The organism is Pseudomonas sp. EZ-C24 (genome assembly GCF_014525325.1).
Classification (GTDB): Bacteria; Pseudomonadota; Gammaproteobacteria; order Pseudomonadales; family Pseudomonadaceae; genus Aquipseudomonas; species Aquipseudomonas shirazensis.
In genome coordinates this window covers 1-14,293 of the sequence record NZ_JACDIU010000015.1, presented here as the reverse complement: position 1 = coordinate 14,293, position 14,293 = coordinate 1, and the positions used below count along the sequence as shown (strand labels likewise).

At 62.2% G+C, this 14,293-nt stretch carries 12 protein-coding genes; 6 read left to right on the top strand and 6 right to left on the bottom strand.

The window, feature by feature from the left end:
- Nucleotides 1-40: 40 nt before the first annotated feature.
- Nucleotides 41-1,117 carry a 3-deoxy-7-phosphoheptulonate synthase gene (locus IDM28_RS15120; RefSeq protein ID WP_150569846.1) on the bottom strand — a complete coding sequence of 359 codons (1,077 nt, stop codon included), beginning with the start codon at nucleotides 1,115-1,117 and terminating at the stop codon, nucleotides 41-43.
- Between the two features lie 285 nt (nucleotides 1,118-1,402).
- Between IDM28_RS15120 and IDM28_RS15115 the strand changes: the two genes are divergently transcribed.
- Nucleotides 1,403-1,900: a universal stress protein gene (locus IDM28_RS15115; protein ID WP_103437954.1), complete on the top strand. Its 498-nt coding sequence runs from the start codon at nucleotides 1,403-1,405 to the stop codon at nucleotides 1,898-1,900.
- A gap of 127 nt (nucleotides 1,901-2,027) precedes the next feature.
- Nucleotides 2,028-3,002, top strand: a complete 975-nt coding sequence (gene cysB / locus IDM28_RS15110; RefSeq protein ID WP_101321031.1) for an HTH-type transcriptional regulator CysB — start codon at nucleotides 2,028-2,030, stop codon at nucleotides 3,000-3,002.
- A gap of 48 nt (nucleotides 3,003-3,050) precedes the next feature.
- Here cysB and IDM28_RS15105 read toward each other — a convergent pair whose 3' ends face one another.
- The 5 genes from IDM28_RS15105 to IDM28_RS15085 form a co-directional block, all read right to left on the bottom strand.
- A complete protein-coding gene (locus IDM28_RS15105) occupies nucleotides 3,051-3,785 on the bottom strand; it encodes a phosphoadenylyl-sulfate reductase (protein WP_188036389.1) in 735 nt (244 codons plus the stop codon).
- A gap of 100 nt (nucleotides 3,786-3,885) precedes the next feature.
- Nucleotides 3,886-5,229 carry an aminodeoxychorismate synthase component I gene (pabB, locus tag IDM28_RS15100; protein ID WP_181108129.1) on the bottom strand — a complete coding sequence of 448 codons (1,344 nt, stop codon included), beginning with the start codon at nucleotides 5,227-5,229 and terminating at the stop codon, nucleotides 3,886-3,888.
- A 132-nt stretch (nucleotides 5,230-5,361) separates the two neighbouring features.
- The gene (locus tag IDM28_RS15095; RefSeq protein ID WP_101321026.1) at nucleotides 5,362-6,345 is read right to left on the bottom strand and encodes an alpha-L-glutamate ligase-like protein; all 984 of its coding nucleotides are present in this window, start codon (nucleotides 6,343-6,345) and stop codon (nucleotides 5,362-5,364) included.
- Nucleotides 6,345-7,880, bottom strand: a complete 1,536-nt coding sequence (locus IDM28_RS15090; protein ID WP_101321024.1) for an inactive transglutaminase family protein — start codon at nucleotides 7,878-7,880, stop codon at nucleotides 6,345-6,347. Before IDM28_RS15090 ends, IDM28_RS15095 begins: the two co-directional genes overlap by 1 nt.
- 5 nt (nucleotides 7,881-7,885) lie before the next feature.
- Nucleotides 7,886-8,422, bottom strand: a complete 537-nt coding sequence (locus tag IDM28_RS15085; protein ID WP_101321022.1) for an ATP-dependent zinc protease — start codon at nucleotides 8,420-8,422, stop codon at nucleotides 7,886-7,888.
- A gap of 306 nt (nucleotides 8,423-8,728) precedes the next feature.
- Here IDM28_RS15085 and IDM28_RS15080 point away from each other — a divergent pair, with 306 nt between their 5' ends.
- The 4 genes from IDM28_RS15080 (at nucleotide 8,729) to acnD (ending at nucleotide 14,270) form a co-directional block, all read left to right on the top strand.
- Complete coding sequence (locus IDM28_RS15080) at nucleotides 8,729-9,445, top strand: GntR family transcriptional regulator (RefSeq protein ID WP_101321020.1); 717 nt, start codon at nucleotides 8,729-8,731, stop codon at nucleotides 9,443-9,445.
- Nucleotides 9,442-10,332: a methylisocitrate lyase gene (gene prpB, locus IDM28_RS15075; protein WP_103437949.1), complete on the top strand. Its 891-nt coding sequence runs from the start codon at nucleotides 9,442-9,444 to the stop codon at nucleotides 10,330-10,332. The genes IDM28_RS15080 and prpB overlap by 4 nt, the downstream gene beginning before the upstream one ends.
- Nucleotides 10,333-10,398: 66 nt before the next feature.
- On the top strand, nucleotides 10,399-11,526 hold the full coding sequence (gene prpC / locus IDM28_RS15070) for a 2-methylcitrate synthase (RefSeq protein ID WP_101321016.1): 1,128 nt from the start codon (nucleotides 10,399-10,401) through the stop codon (nucleotides 11,524-11,526).
- A 155-nt stretch (nucleotides 11,527-11,681) separates the two neighbouring features.
- A complete protein-coding gene (gene acnD / locus IDM28_RS15065; protein ID WP_150569850.1) occupies nucleotides 11,682-14,270 on the top strand; it encodes a Fe/S-dependent 2-methylisocitrate dehydratase AcnD in 2,589 nt (862 codons plus the stop codon).
- Nucleotides 14,271-14,293 lie beyond the last annotated feature (23 nt).

The following is a 14,293-nucleotide window of genomic DNA, read 5'->3' as shown; positions in this document are numbered from 1 at the left end:
CAAAAACGCCGGGCAATGCCCGGCGTTTTGCTGTCTGGCGTCAGCCGCGTTTACGCTGCGGCAGCACATCCTTGAGCTTGCTGTGCATGCTGCGCACTGCCTTCTCGGTCGCGCTCCAGTCAATGCACGAGTCGGTCACCGAAACACCGTACTGCAGGTCGGCGAGGTCTTTGGGAATTGACTGGCAGCCCCAGTTCAGGTGGCTCTCGACCATCAGGCCGATGATCGACTGGTTGCCCTCAAGGATCTGGTTGGCGACGTTTTCCATGACCAGTGGCTGCAGTGCCGGGTCCTTGTTGGAGTTGGCGTGGCTGCAGTCGACCATGATATTGGCCTTGATCTTGGCCTTGGCCAGATCCTGCTCGCACAGCGCAACGCTGACCGAGTCGTAGTTGGGCTTGCCATTGCCACCACGCAGCACCACGTGACCATAGGCGTTGCCTTTGGTGGTGACGATGGACACGCCGCCTTCCTGGTTGATGCCAAGGAAGCGGTGCGGCTTGGAGACCGACTGCAGGGCGTTGATGGCCACGGTCAGGCCGCCATCGGTGCCGTTCTTGAAGCCGACTGCCGAAGACAGGCCCGAGGCCATTTCGCGGTGGGTCTGGGATTCGGTGGTGCGTGCGCCGATCGCCGACCAACTGATCAAATCCTGCAGGTACTGCGGCGAGATCGGGTCGAGCGCTTCGGTAGCCGTTGGCAGGCCCATTTCCGCGAGGTCCAGCAGCAGCTTGCGGCCAATGTGCAGACCATCCTGGATCTTGAACGAGTCATCCAGGTACGGGTCGTTGATCAGGCCTTTCCAGCCGACAGTGGTACGCGGCTTCTCGAAGTACACGCGCATCACCAGGTACAAGGTGTCGGAGACTTCAGCAGCGAGCACCTTGAGGCGTTCGGCGTATTCGTGGGCGGCTTTGATGTCGTGAATCGAGCAGGGGCCGATCACCACGAACAGGCGGTGGTCCTTGCCGTCGAGAATATTGCGCACCACTTCGCGGCCGGCAGTAACGGTCTGCAGGGCCTTGGCGCTGAGAGGGATTTCCTTCTTGAGCTGATCAGGGGTGATCAAGGTCTCGTTGGAGGCAACGTTTAGGTCATCGATCGGTAAATCAGCCATCGTGTTACTCGTCAGGTCACGGGTGCCGGCCGCCAACAATCCCCGTGCGGCCCAGCAGCAGATTGTTCGCAGCGGGGAGGCCGAACCTTAGCGCGTTACAGGGGTCGCGACAATGGGCTGAGCCCAGGTAATAAAGGGTGCGAGTGCAATCAGATGACAGCTGGTGCCACAAGATAGCGGCATGCGCGGGCAACTATGGCAGCGGCGTAGCTGGACGGCACGGCGTCCGGGCACGGCGCTGCTAAGCTGAAGTTGCTCTGCCTTGGCGGCAGGGCAGGAGGCCGAATGATTCGTTCCATGCTGTACGCCACCGACCTTGGGGTTTATGCGCCGTTTGTCATGCAGCATGCCCTGGCGCTGGCGCGAACCTTCAATGCGCAGCTTTATGTGATTCATGCAGTCGAGCCGATGGGCCAGTTTGCCGAGTCGTTGCTACAGAGTTATCTGGATGAGCAAACCCTGGATCAGTTGCACAGTCAGGGCGTCAACACGGTCATGGCCAACATCGAGCAGAAGGTGCTGGCCAGTTTTCGTGAGGAGCTCGGCGAGGACGCCGACCTGGCGGTGATTCAGGCGGTAAGGGTGCGCCAGGGCGACCCTGCGCAGGTCATTCTCGAGCAGGCCCAGCGCTTGAGCGTTGACCTGCTGATCTTCGGTAGCCATACCCATGGGGCAGGGGTCGATGTGCCCATCGGGCGAACAGCGGTGCGGCTGTTGCAGTTGTCGTCGGTGCCGGTCTACATGGTGCCTCTGGCCCAGCATCTGGGGCGTAGGAAATTGTGAAATGCGGCGTAGGACATTTCCTGCTCATGTAACAAAATAGTTCTAGATTTATTACATTAGCCACTAATATAGTTATATATCGTCGCTGCCTGCTGCTGGTGACTTACCGCAGAACCGAGGGAAACCTATGAAGCTTCAACAACTGCGCTACATCTGGGAAGTGGCGCACCACGACCTCAACGTCTCCGCAACAGCGCAGAGCCTGTATACCTCGCAGCCGGGGATCAGCAAGCAAATCCGTCTGCTCGAGGATGAGTTGGGCGTCGAAGTTTTTGCACGCAGCGGCAAGCACCTGACCCGCGTTACTCCAGCCGGCGAGCGCATCATCAACACCGCTGGCGAGATCCTGCGCAAGGTTGAAAGCATCAAGCAGATCGCTCAGGAATTCTCCAACGAGAAAAAGGGCACGCTGTCGATCGCCACGACCCACACCCAGGCGCGTTACGCGCTCCCGCCGGTGATCAGCAGCTTCATCAAGCAATATCCGGATGTGTCCCTGCACATGCACCAGGGCTCGCCGATGCAGATCGCTGAAATGGCCGCTGACGGTACCGTCGATTTCGCCATCGCCACCGAGGCGCTGGAGCTGTTCGGCGATCTGATCATGATGCCTTGCTACAAGTGGAACCGCTGCGTGGTGGTGCCGCAGGGACATCCGCTGGCCAAGCTGCCGAAGCTGACCCTGGAAGCGGTTGCCGAATACCCGATCGTGACCTACGTGTTTGGATTCACTGGCCGCTCCAAGCTGGACGAGGCGTTCAACCATCGCGGCCTCACCCCGAAAGTGGTGTTCACCGCAGCCGATGCCGACGTGATCAAGACTTACGTGCGCCTGGGGTTGGGTGTGGGCATCGTGGCTGGCATGGCGGTCGATGCCAAGCTCGACAGCGACCTGGTGGCACTGGATGCCAGCGAGCTGTTCGAAGCCAGCGTGACCAAGATCGGTTTCCGCCGCGGGACCTTCCTGCGTGGCTTCATGTGCGACTTCATCGAGAAGTTCGCCCCGCACCTGACCCGTGAAGTGATGGCCAAGGCGATTCAGTGCCATAACAAGCAAGAGCTTGAAGAGCTGTTCAACGGGGTTGAGCTGCCGGTGCATTGATCTGCGCTATCAGGGGCTGCCAAGCAGCCCCGATCCAGGCGCCGTGCACTACGCCTTGGAAATGATATTCCCCGCATGCAACCCACACTCCTTCTGCGTTGCCTCTTCCCACCACCAGCGGCCTTCGCGCTCATGCTGATTGGGCAGTACCGGCCGTGTGCACGGCTCGCAACCAATGCTGATGAAGCCGCGCTCATGCAGGCTGTTGTACGGCAGCTCGAGCATGCGGATATAACCCCACACTTCTTCACTGCTCATCTGCGCCAGCGGATTGAACTTGTACAGGGTGTGCTCGGGCGTTGAAAACGCGGTGTCGATTTCCAGTGCGGCAACCTGGCTGCGGGTGCCAGGGCTCTGGTCGCGACGCTGGCCAGTGGCCCAGGCGCTGACTGTGGCCAGCTTGCGGCGCAGCGGTTCGATCTTGCGAATCCCGCAGCACTCGCCATGGCCGTCCTTGTAGAAACTGAACAGGCCTTTCTCTTTGACCAGCGGCTCGAGCTTGGCCTGGTCGGGGCTGAGGATTTCGATCGGCAGGTTGTACTGCTCGCGGACCTGATCGATAAAGCGGTAGGTCTCCGGGTGCAGCCGACCGGTGTCCAGGCTGAACACCTTGACCTGCTTGTTGAGCTTCCAGGCCATGTCCACCAGCACCACGTCTTCGGCGCCGCTGAAAGAGATCCACAGGTCATCGCCAAAGTGCTCGAAGGCGAGTTTGAGAATGTCCTGGGGGGACTTGCTGGCGTAACTTGCAGCCAGGGTGGCAACGTCGAAGGCTTGGCTCATCAGGCGGTTTCCATCGGGTTTATGGCGCTGTGCGCTCGTAGTCGGCAAATGGTAACAAAAATTGGCAGGACGGACCGCTTGTGATGCCCCGCGCCGCAGCTCAGAGCCTTTGCAGGGTCTGCAGCAATACCCGCACCTTGGCGATCGATTCTTCGTATTCCGCCTCCCAGTGCGAGTCTGCCACCACCGCGCCGCCGCCCCAGCAGCAGGCCTGACCATCCTTGATCAGCACGCTGCGAATGGCGATCGAGCTGTCCATTTCGCCGCGTACATCGATGTACAGCAGCGAGCCGCAGTACAGTGCGCGGCGGGTGGGTTCCAGTTCGTCGATGATCTGCATGGCGCGGATCTTCGGTGCGCCAGTGATCGAGCCGCCAGGGAAACTATCGCCGAGCAGGTCGAGCGAGTCCTTGCCTGCGGCCAGGCGGCCAGTGATGCTGCTGACCAGGTGGTGCACGTTGGGGTAGCTCTCCAGGCTGAACAGCTCGGGTACCTTGACCGTACCGGTCTCGCAGGTGCGCCCCAGGTCGTTGCGCAGCAAGTCGACGATCATCAGATTCTCTGAGCGGTCCTTGCTGCTGGCAAGCAGCTCGGCGGCGTTGCGTGCGTCTTCCGTCGGGTCGCTGGAGCGCGGCCGGGTGCCCTTGATCGGGCGGGTTTCCACTTCGCCCTGGCTCACTCGCACAAACCGTTCCGGCGAGAAGCTCAGCAGGGCACTGCCATCTGCCAACTGCTGGTAGCCAGAGAACGGCGTAGGGCAAGCCTTGCGCAGCGCTTGATAAGCGGCCCACGGGTCACCCTGGCAGGGCGCACGAAAACGTTGGGTCAGGTTGATCTGGTAGCAGTCGCCGGCTTTGATGTACTGCTGCACGCGATCAAACGCCTGGCGATAGTCGTCGGGCTGCAGATCGCCGCGCATCGGCGCGAGCAGGCTGAACGTGCCGGGCGCAGCCTCGGCCGCGGTGCTGAACAGCGCGATCAGCCGCTGCTGCTCGCCTGGCGCAAGGCTTGGATGAAACACCAGTTGGCTGGTGCCCAGCAGGTGATCGCTGACCAAGGCCCAGGCGTACAAACCCAGTTGCGCGTCAGCCAGGCCGAGGTCGTCGCGAGCCTGGTTCGGTAGCTGCTCGAGGCGGCGGCCAAAATCATAGCTGAGGTAGCCGATCAGGCCGCCAGCGAAGGGCAGTTCGACGTCGTCCGGCAGCTCGGCGCGGCCTAGCCGGCTGAGGCTGGCGCGCAGCCGTTGCAGATACGCCCGGCCATCTTCATCGGCTTGGATTTGCAGCTGCTCGACTGGCCAGGCGCTGAGCAGATCGTAGCGGCCGCGCTCAGCACCGGGGCGGGCGCTGTCCAGCAGGATCGCGCCCGGCGCCTGGCGCAGGCGAGCGAACCACACGGCCGGGTCGGCCTGATAGGGCAGGGGGTGAAGCGTACAGGTCGGCATGCGAATGAACAGCGCTGAAAAAACGAGGAGGCGATTGTAGGCTGCTGATGCCGAGCGGCCTAGTCCCGGCTGCGACATCCGCAGCCTGGGTAGCGCAGTGGAGCTGCTCGCAGCCCCATGCGCAGGCACTACTCAGTTGTGCGAAGGGACGTGGCCAAACAAGCTTTGCGCAACCCGCACGCGCTGCTCGGCATCTTCGCTGATGCCGTCTTTGGCCAGCGCTTCGATATGCGCTTCGATGGCATGGGTACGCTGGGTCAGGCCGCAGTCGTTGGCGATCTGGATATTCAGGCCCGGGCGGGCGTTGAGCTCGAGAATCAACGGCCCCTTGTCCTGATCCAGCACCATGTCGACGCCGATGTAACCCAGCCCGCACAGCTCGTAGCAGCCGGCGGCGAGCTTCATGAAACCGTCCCAGTTGGGCAACTGCACGCCGTCTACCGAGTTGGTGGTGTCCGGGTGCTTGCTGATGATGTTGTTCAGCCAGGTACCGCGCAGGGTGACGCCGGTGGCGAGGTCGACACCGACGCCGATGGCGCCCTGGTGCAGGTTGGCCTTGCCGCCCGACTGGCGGGTAGGCAGGCGCAGCATGGCCATCACCGGGTAGCCCATCAGGACGATGATGCGGATGTCAGGCACGCCTTCGTAACTGATGCTCTTGAAGATCTGGTCCGGCGTTACCCGGTACTCGATCAGCGCCCGGTCACGGTGGCCGCCAAGCGAGTACAAGCCCGTGAGGATGCTCGACACCTGGTGTTCGATTTCCTCGTGGCTCATGATCTTGCCCGACACTGTGCGGTAGCGGTCCTCGAAGCGGTCGGCGATGACCAGGATGCCGTCACCGCCCGCGCCCTGAGCGGGCTTGATGACGAAGTCACTACGCCCGCCGATGATCTCGTGCAGCTTGTCGATCTGCTTTTCGGTCTCGATCACGCCATACATTTCCGGCACATGGATGCCGGCCGCGATGGCGCGTTCCTTGGTGATGATCTTGTCGTCGACGATCGGGTACAGGTTGCGCTTGTTGTACTTGAGGACGTAGTCCGCGTTGCGCCGATTGATACCCATGATGCCCCGGGCCTCCAGGGCTTTCCACGTCTTGATCAGTCCGAACATCAGGCGTCAGCCTTCTTCAGGAATGCCTTGAAGCGCACCAGCTCGGTCAGGCGGTAGCCGCGGTAGCGACCCATCGCCAGCATGAAGCCCACCAGAATCAACAGCACCGCAGGGAAGGTGAAGACGAAGTACACCAGCTCCGGCACCATCATCAGCAGGTGCGCCAGCGAGGCGGCGAACAGGGTGCCGATGGCAACTTTCATGGCATGGCCACCGCCACGTTCTTCCCAGGTAATCGACAGGCGTTCGATAGTCATGGTCAAAATCACCATCGGGAACAGCGCCACCGACAGGCCGCGCTCAAGCCCCAGCTTGTGGCTGAACAGGCTGATGGCAGCGATCAATACCACGACAAAGGTCAGCACCACCGACAGCCGCGGCAGCATCTGCAACTTGAGGTGCTCAAGGTATGAGCGCAACGACAGGCCCAGGGCGGTAATCACGGTAAACAGGATGATGCCGAAGCCCAGCTGAGTCTCGCGGAAGGCCAGGGCGATCAGCACCGGGGTAAAAGTACCCAGGGTCTGGAGGCCGATCAGGTTGCGCAGCACCAGGATCACCAGCACGCCAATCGGGATCATGACCATGATCATGAACGTCTGCTGGGTTTGCAGCGGCAGGCTGTACAGCGAGTATTCGAGGAAGTCGGCGTCGGTGTTCTCGTCGGTCAGCTTGGCCAGGCGGATGGCATTCATCTCGCTGTTGTTCATGCTGAAGGTGACGTTGGCCTTCTTGCCGCCATCGACGGTGATCAGGTTGTCATCGCCGGTCCACCACAGCAGGCGATCGCTGGGCAGGCCTTGCTCGCCGGTGTCCGGGTTGAAGTACAGCCAGTCGTTGCCGTTGAAGCTGCGCAGCCACAGTTCAGGCGATTGCGGGGTGTCGGCAATCAGGCGAATCGTGTGGACCTTTTCCATCGGTACGTGGGCGATGGACAGCAGCAGGTCGATGACCTTGGCCTTGTTCATGGCCGAGGTGTCGCCGGCCAACAGCAGCTTGACGTTGTCGTCGTTGAGGTTGTTGACCCGCTTGATGGTCTCGCCGACAAAGGTTTCGACGTCGGCCGAGTGCTGGCGAATCGGCGCCATCAACGCTTCGGCAGCAATCTTCTCAGGCCCCTCGACAGCTTTGCTGTCACGGAAGGTCGGGCCTTTGATGGCGATCTTCTCGTTGCTGTAGCGCTTAGTCAGCACCAGGCGGTAGTACAGGGTCTGATTGCCATTGGCGCGGCGCGCCGACCAGGTCACCTTGCGGTTGCCATCGGCGCGGTTGACGCTGACGCCGTAGTTGTTGGAGATGAAGCTCTCGTTGAGGCTGACGTAATCGCGGCTCAGCGGCGGCACGAACATCTGCACCTTGACTGGATCCTTGGCACTGGCGACGAACTCGACCTTGGCGTCGATGTTCCACAAGTCGTCGGTTTCGTCTTCGGTCATCGGGATGCCGAGGAAGAAGATCTGATAGGCCGTGACCGCCACGCCCAGCAACACCAGCACGGTGATGAGGACTTTGAGGTGAAGGGTGAGAGAGCGCATCGGGATTACTCTGCTTTGGGAGCGTCGGTGGCACAGGCAGGTTTGCCGGCCGCGTATTTGAGGCTGGGGTCGACCAGCGCGTCGAAGTCTTTCAAGGCCTCGGAGCCGATCAGCAGCGGGAACTGGAACGTGCTGCGATCGGTAAGGTTGACTTCGATGGTGCGCAGGGCTCGGCCCATGCAAATGTTCAATTCGATAACCGGGCGGGCAGTGTAGGCCTTGCCTTCGTCGGCATTGTAATCACCGGCACGCCGCTTGATCTTGCTGACCCGGGCCAGTGGCCGCTCGATCGGGTGCGAGTGAGCGCTATCGATGGCCAGGTAGAAGCGCACCCAGCTCTCGCCGTTGCGCTTGAAACGCTTGATATCACGGGCACTCAGCGAGGCTGTCTTGGCGCCAGTATCGAGCTTGGCCGCAACCTCGAGGTCGAGGTCATTCAAGTGGGCGTACTCGTTCAGGCCGTACACGGTCTTCTCGGCTGCGTGGCCGAAGGTCGGCAGCAGGGCAAGGCAGAACAACAATAGAACGGGTGTAAGTCTCATAAATCCTGGCGCGGTGCTGTGCTGGGTTCAGGGCAAGGCGACTGGCCAAGCATCCTTTTGATCTGTCGACACTTATACAAATGACTACACAAATGACATGCGACGACAGGCGGACTGTTGATGCCCCCTCAGGGAAGCGCGGCATTCTACCACGGCGACGTCTTGACGCCAGCGCGTCGCAATCTGACAGTGCTGGCGCGCTTTAAGTTCGCCGTTAGACGATTGTCGACAATGTGCATTTTGGCTTTGACTATTCAAGTCTGTTTAGCTAGTTTTGTGGCTATTGAAGTTCAAGGTGTCGACAATATGCTGGACCTCAGCCAAGCCCCGCCGACCATAGTGGAAGAAAGCGAGACGCTTTCGGAAAACGTCTTCCGGCGTATCCAGGCTGCCATCGTCAAAGGCGAAATCGCCCCAGGCAGCAAGATCTCCGAGCCGGAGCTGGCGCGCACCTACGGCATCAGCCGGGGCCCATTGCGCGAGGCCATCCACCGCCTCGAAGGCCAGCGCTTGCTGGTGCGGGTGCCGCATGTTGGTGCTCGCGTGGTATCGCTGAGCCACGCCGAACTGATCGAACTGTACGAGATCCGCGAATCGCTCGAGGGCATGGCCTGTCGGCTGGCCGCCGAGCGCATGAGTGCGGCCGAGATCGACGAACTGCGCCGGGTGCTCGACACCCACGAGCGTGATGCCGCGTTCCAGGCCGGGGTGGGCTACTACCAGCAGGAAGGCGACTATGACTTCCACTACCGCATCATTCAGGGCAGCGGCAACCAGACCCTGGTGCAGATGCTCTGCGGCGAGCTGTACCAGCTGGTGCGCATGTACCGCATCCAGTTTTCCGCCACGCCTAACCGCCCGCATCAGGCCTTCGCCGAGCATCACCGTATCCTCGATGCGATTGCCGACCGCGACGGCGAGCTGGCCGAACTGCTGATGCGCCGCCATATCGGCGCCTCCAAACGCAATATCGCGCGCCACTATGAAGGCGTAGACAACAACAGCCCACGAGGTGAGTCATGACTGTGAAGAGCACGCCAGGCCAACGTTTCCGCGACGCGGTTGCCGCTGAACATCCTTTGCAGGTGGTCGGCGCGATCAACGCCAACCACGCGTTGCTGGCCAAACGCGCCGGGTTCAAGGCCATCTACCTGTCCGGTGGTGGCGTCGCCGCCGGCTCGCTTGGCCTGCCAGACCTGGGTATCACCGGTCTGGATGACGTACTCACCGACGTGCGGCGCATCACCGACGTCTGCGACCTGCCGTTGCTGGTGGATGTCGACACCGGCTTTGGCGCTTCGGCATTCAACGTGGCGCGCACCGTGCGTTCGATGAACAAGTTCGGCGCCGCGGCCATTCATATCGAAGACCAGGTTGGGGCCAAGCGTTGCGGCCACCGGCCTAACAAGGAGATCGTCACCCAGCAGGAGATGGTCGACCGGATCAAGGCCGCCGTCGATGCGCGCCTGGACGACAGCTTCGTGATCATGGCGCGCACTGACGCGCTGGCAGTAGAGGGCCTCAACGCCGCGCTGGACCGCGCCGCCGCCTGTGTCGAGGCGGGGGCTGACATGATCTTCCCCGAGGCGATCACTGAACTGGCAATGTACAAGACCTTTGCCGAGCGCGTGCAGGCGCCGATCCTGGCCAACATCACCGAGTTCGGCGCTACCCCGCTGTACACCACCGAACAGCTGGCAGCGGTCGACGTGTCGCTGGTGCTGTACCCGCTGTCGGCGTTCCGCGCCATGAACAAAGCAGCGGAAAACGTCTACACCGCACTGCGCCGCGATGGCACTCAGCAAAACGTCATCGACACCATGCAGACTCGCATGGAGCTCTACGATGCCATCGGCTACCACGCCTTCGAGCAGAGCCTCGATGCGCTGTTTGCCCAGAAAAAAGGCTGACACTCAGTTAGCAGTCGCCCGGATTAGCCAGCAATTCCATAACAAGTTCAATAAAGGAGAAGCCCCATGGCCGAAGCAAAAGTACTCAGTGGCGCAGGCCTGCGTGGCCAGGTGGCCGGCCAAACCGCGCTGTCGACCGTTGGCCAGGCCGGTGCCGGCCTGACCTACCGTGGTTACGACGTGCGCGACCTGGCAAAGCATGCCGAATTTGAAGAGGTCGCCTACCTGCTGCTGTATGGCGAGCTGCCCAGCAAAGCCGAAGTCAACGACTACAAGCGCAAGCTCAAGGGCATGCGTGATCTGCCCCAGGCGCTCAAGGAGGTGCTTGAGCGCATTCCCCGTGATACCCACCCGATGGACGTCATGCGCACCGGCTGCTCGATGCTCGGCACGCTTGAGCCGGAGCTGACCTTCGACACCCAACAGGACAAGACCGATCGCCTGCTCGCGCTGTTCCCGGCGATCATGTGCTACTGGTACCGCTTCAGCCACCATGGCGTGCGCATCGACTGCAACAGCGATGAAGACACCCTCGGCGGGCACTTCCTGCAACTGCTGCACGGCAAGAAGCCGAGCGAACTGCATGTGAAGGTGATGAACGTCTCGCTGATTCTGTACGCCGAGCATGAGTTCAACGCTTCGACCTTTACCGCCCGGGTCTGCGCCTCGACCTTGTCTGACCTGTATTCCTGCGTTACCGCGGCGATCGGCTCGCTGCGCGGCCCCCTGCATGGCGGCGCCAACGAAGCGGCGATGGCCTTGATCGAGCGCTTCCAGAGCCCGCAGGAAGCGACCGCCGAGCTGCTGCAGATGCTCGAGCGCAAGGACAAGATCATGGGCTTTGGCCATGCGATCTACAAAGAGTCCGACCCGCGCAACGAGGTGATCAAGGGCTGGGCCAAACAGCTCGCTGATGAAGCCGGTGACACCGTGCTGTATCCGGTTTCCGAAGCGATCGACAAGACCATGTGGGAGCAGAAGAAGCTGTTCCCCAACGCCGACTTCTACCATGCCTCGGCGTATCACTTCATGGGCATTCCGACCGAGCTGTTCACGCCGATCTTCGTCTGCTCGCGGCTGACCGGCTGGGCGGCGCATGTGTTCGAGCAGCGTGCCAACAACCGGATCATTCGCCCGAGTGCGGAGTATGTCGGGGTCGAGCAGCGTGAGTATGTGCCGATAGAGCAGCGTTGAGGCTGCGGGTGTCGGGGGCTGCTCTGCAGCCCTATCGCGACACAAGGGCGCTCCTACAGTGGACTGCGGTGCTTTTGTAGGAGCGGCCTTGCGTCGCGAAAGGGGCGCTCAGCGCCCCCAGCTTTACCAACCAATACCGTGAGCCTGATAACTATATGAACAGCACCTTCCGCAAGGCCCTGCCAGGCTCCGGCCTGGACTATTTCGATGCCCGCGCAGCGGTCGAGGCGATCAAGCCCGGCGCCTACGCAGGTCTGCCGTACACCTCCCGCGTACTGGCCGAAAACCTGGTGCGCCGCTGTGACCCAGCCACCCTCAATGCCTCGCTGGAGCAGTTGATCGAACGCAAACGCGATCTCGACTTCCCCTGGTTCCCGGCGCGGGTGGTGTGCCACGACATTCTTGGCCAGACCGCCCTGGTCGACCTGGCAGGCCTGCGCGACGCGATCGCCGACAAGGGCGGCGACCCGGCCCAGGTCAACCCGGTAGTGCCCGTGCAACTGATCGTCGACCACTCCCTGGCCGTCGAGTGCGGTGGCTACGATCCGCAGGCTTTCGAGCGCAACCGCGCCATCGAAGACCGGCGCAACGAAGACCGCTTTCATTTCATCAACTGGACCAAGAAAGCCTTCAAGAACGTTGATGTGATCCAGCCCGGCAACGGCATCATGCACCAGATCAACCTGGAGAAGATGTCGCCGGTGATCCACAGCGAGCGCGGCGTAGCCTACCCGGACACCTGCGTCGGCACCGACAGCCACACCCCGCATGTCGATGCACTGGGCGTCATCGCCATTGGTGTGGGCGGCCTTGAAGCCGAGAACGTCATGCTCGGTCGCGCCTCGTGGATGCGCCTGCCGGAAATCGTCGGCGTCGAGCTGACCGGCCGCCTGCAGCCGAACATCACCGCCACCGACCTGGTCCTGGCCCTGACCGAGTTTCTGCGCAAGCAGAAGGTAGTCGGCGCCTATCTGGAGTTCTACGGTGAGGGCGCCCGCGCGCTGACCTTGGGCGACCGCGCCACCATCTCCAACATGGCTCCGGAATACGGTGCCACTGCGGCGATGTTCGCCATCGACCAGCAGACCATCGACTACCTGCGCCTGACCGGCCGCGAAGAGCAGCAGGTGCAACTGGTCGAGAACTACGCCAAAGTCGCCGGCCTCTGGGCCGACAGCCTGGTCGACGCGGTTTACGAGCGTGTCCTCAGCTTCGACCTGTCGAGCGTGGTGCGCAACATGGCCGGGCCATCCAACCCGCATGCCCGCGTGGCCACCAGCGAGCTGGCCGCCAAGGGCATCGCCGGGGCCTGGCAGGATGTGCCCGGGCAGATGCCGGACGGCGCCGTGATCATCGCTGCCATCACCAGCTGCACCAATACCAGCAACCCGCGCAACGTGATCGCCGCCGGCTTGATCGCCCGCAACGCCAACCGCCTTGGGCTGACCCGCAAGCCGTGGGTCAAGTCGTCGCTGGCGCCGGGTTCCAAGGCGGTCAAGCTGTACCTGCAGGAAGCCGGGCTCGAACATGAGCTGGAGCAACTGGGCTTTGGCATCGTCGCCTTCGCCTGCACCACCTGCAACGGTATGTCTGGCGCGCTCGATCCGGTTATCCAGCAGGAGATCATCGACCGCGACCTGTACGCCACCGCGGTGTTGTCGGGCAACCGCAACTTCGACGGGCGCATCCACCCGTACGCCAAGCAGGCGTTCCTCGCCTCGCCGCCGCTGGTGGTGGCCTACGCCATTGCCGGGACCATTCGCTTCGATATCGAGAAGGATGTGCTGGGTGTGGTCGACGGCAAGGAAATCCGCCTCAAGGACATCTGGCCCAGCGATGCCGAAATCGATGCCGTGGTCGGTGCCGCGGTCAAGCCCGAGCAGTTCCGCAGTGTGTACATCCCGATGTTCGCCATCGAAGAAGACACCGGGCCCAAGGTCCCGCCGCTGTACGACTGGCGCCCGATGAGCACCTACATTCGTCGCCCGCCGTACTGGGAAGGCGCCCTGGCCGGTGAGCGCAGCCTGCGCGGCATGCGCCCGCTGGCGGTGCTGCCGGACAACATCACCACTGATCACCTGTCGCCGTCGAATGCGATCATGCTCGACAGCGCCGCCGGTGAATACCTGGCGAAGATGGGCCTGCCCGAGGAAGACTTCAATTCCTACGCAACCCACCGCGGCGATCACCTGACTGCCCAGCGCGCCACCTTTGCCAACCCCAAGCTGTTCAACGAAATGGTGCGCAAGGCCGATGGCAGCGTGCAGCAGGGTTCGCTGGCGCGGCTTGAGCCGGAAGGGCAGGTGGTGCGCATGTGGGAAGCGATCGAAACCTACATGCAGCGCAAGCAGCCGCTGATCATCGTTGCCGGTGCGGATTACGGCCAAGGCTCGTCACGCGACTGGGCGGCCAAGGGCGTGCGCCTGGCCGGGGTCGAGGCGATCGTTGCCGAAGGCTTCGAGCGCATTCACCGCACCAATCTGGTCGGTATGGGGGTGTTGCCGCTGGAGTTCCAGGCCGGCACCGACCGCAACACCCTCGGCCTCGATGGCAGCGAAAGCTACGACGTGCTCGGCCGGCGCACCCCGCGGGCGACCCTCACCCTGGTGGTCACCCGCCGCAACGGCGAGCGCCTCGAGGTACCGGTGACCTGCCGCCTGGATACCGCCGAAGAGGTTTCCATCTACGAAGCGGGCGGGGTGCTGCAGCGCTTCGCCCAGGATTTCCTCGAAGCTACCGCCTGAGTACCGGGGCCGCTGTGCGGCCC

What these genes read in the sequence shown, in the direction of transcription:
- IDM28_RS15120 (WP_150569846.1), bottom strand. Translation starts at nt 1,117, where the DNA reads ATGGCTGATTTACCGATCGATGACCTAAACGTTGCCTCCAACGAGACC.
- IDM28_RS15115 (WP_103437954.1), top strand. Translation starts at nt 1,403, where the DNA reads ATGATTCGTTCCATGCTGTACGCCACCGACCTTGGGGTTTATGCGCCG.
- cysB (WP_101321031.1), top strand. Translation starts at nt 2,028, where the DNA reads ATGAAGCTTCAACAACTGCGCTACATCTGGGAAGTGGCGCACCACGAC.
- IDM28_RS15105 (WP_188036389.1), bottom strand. Translation starts at nt 3,785, where the DNA reads ATGAGCCAAGCCTTCGACGTTGCCACCCTGGCTGCAAGTTACGCCAGC.
- pabB (WP_181108129.1), bottom strand. Translation starts at nt 5,229, where the DNA reads ATGCCGACCTGTACGCTTCACCCCCTGCCCTATCAGGCCGACCCGGCC.
- IDM28_RS15095 (WP_101321026.1), bottom strand. Translation starts at nt 6,345, where the DNA reads ATGTTCGGACTGATCAAGACGTGGAAAGCCCTGGAGGCCCGGGGCATC.
- IDM28_RS15090 (WP_101321024.1), bottom strand. Translation starts at nt 7,880, where the DNA reads ATGCGCTCTCTCACCCTTCACCTCAAAGTCCTCATCACCGTGCTGGTG.
- IDM28_RS15085 (WP_101321022.1), bottom strand. Translation starts at nt 8,422, where the DNA reads ATGAGACTTACACCCGTTCTATTGTTGTTCTGCCTTGCCCTGCTGCCG.
- IDM28_RS15080 (WP_101321020.1), top strand. Translation starts at nt 8,729, where the DNA reads ATGCTGGACCTCAGCCAAGCCCCGCCGACCATAGTGGAAGAAAGCGAG.
- prpB (WP_103437949.1), top strand. Translation starts at nt 9,442, where the DNA reads ATGACTGTGAAGAGCACGCCAGGCCAACGTTTCCGCGACGCGGTTGCC.
- prpC (WP_101321016.1), top strand. Translation starts at nt 10,399, where the DNA reads ATGGCCGAAGCAAAAGTACTCAGTGGCGCAGGCCTGCGTGGCCAGGTG.
- acnD (WP_150569850.1), top strand. Translation starts at nt 11,682, where the DNA reads ATGAACAGCACCTTCCGCAAGGCCCTGCCAGGCTCCGGCCTGGACTAT.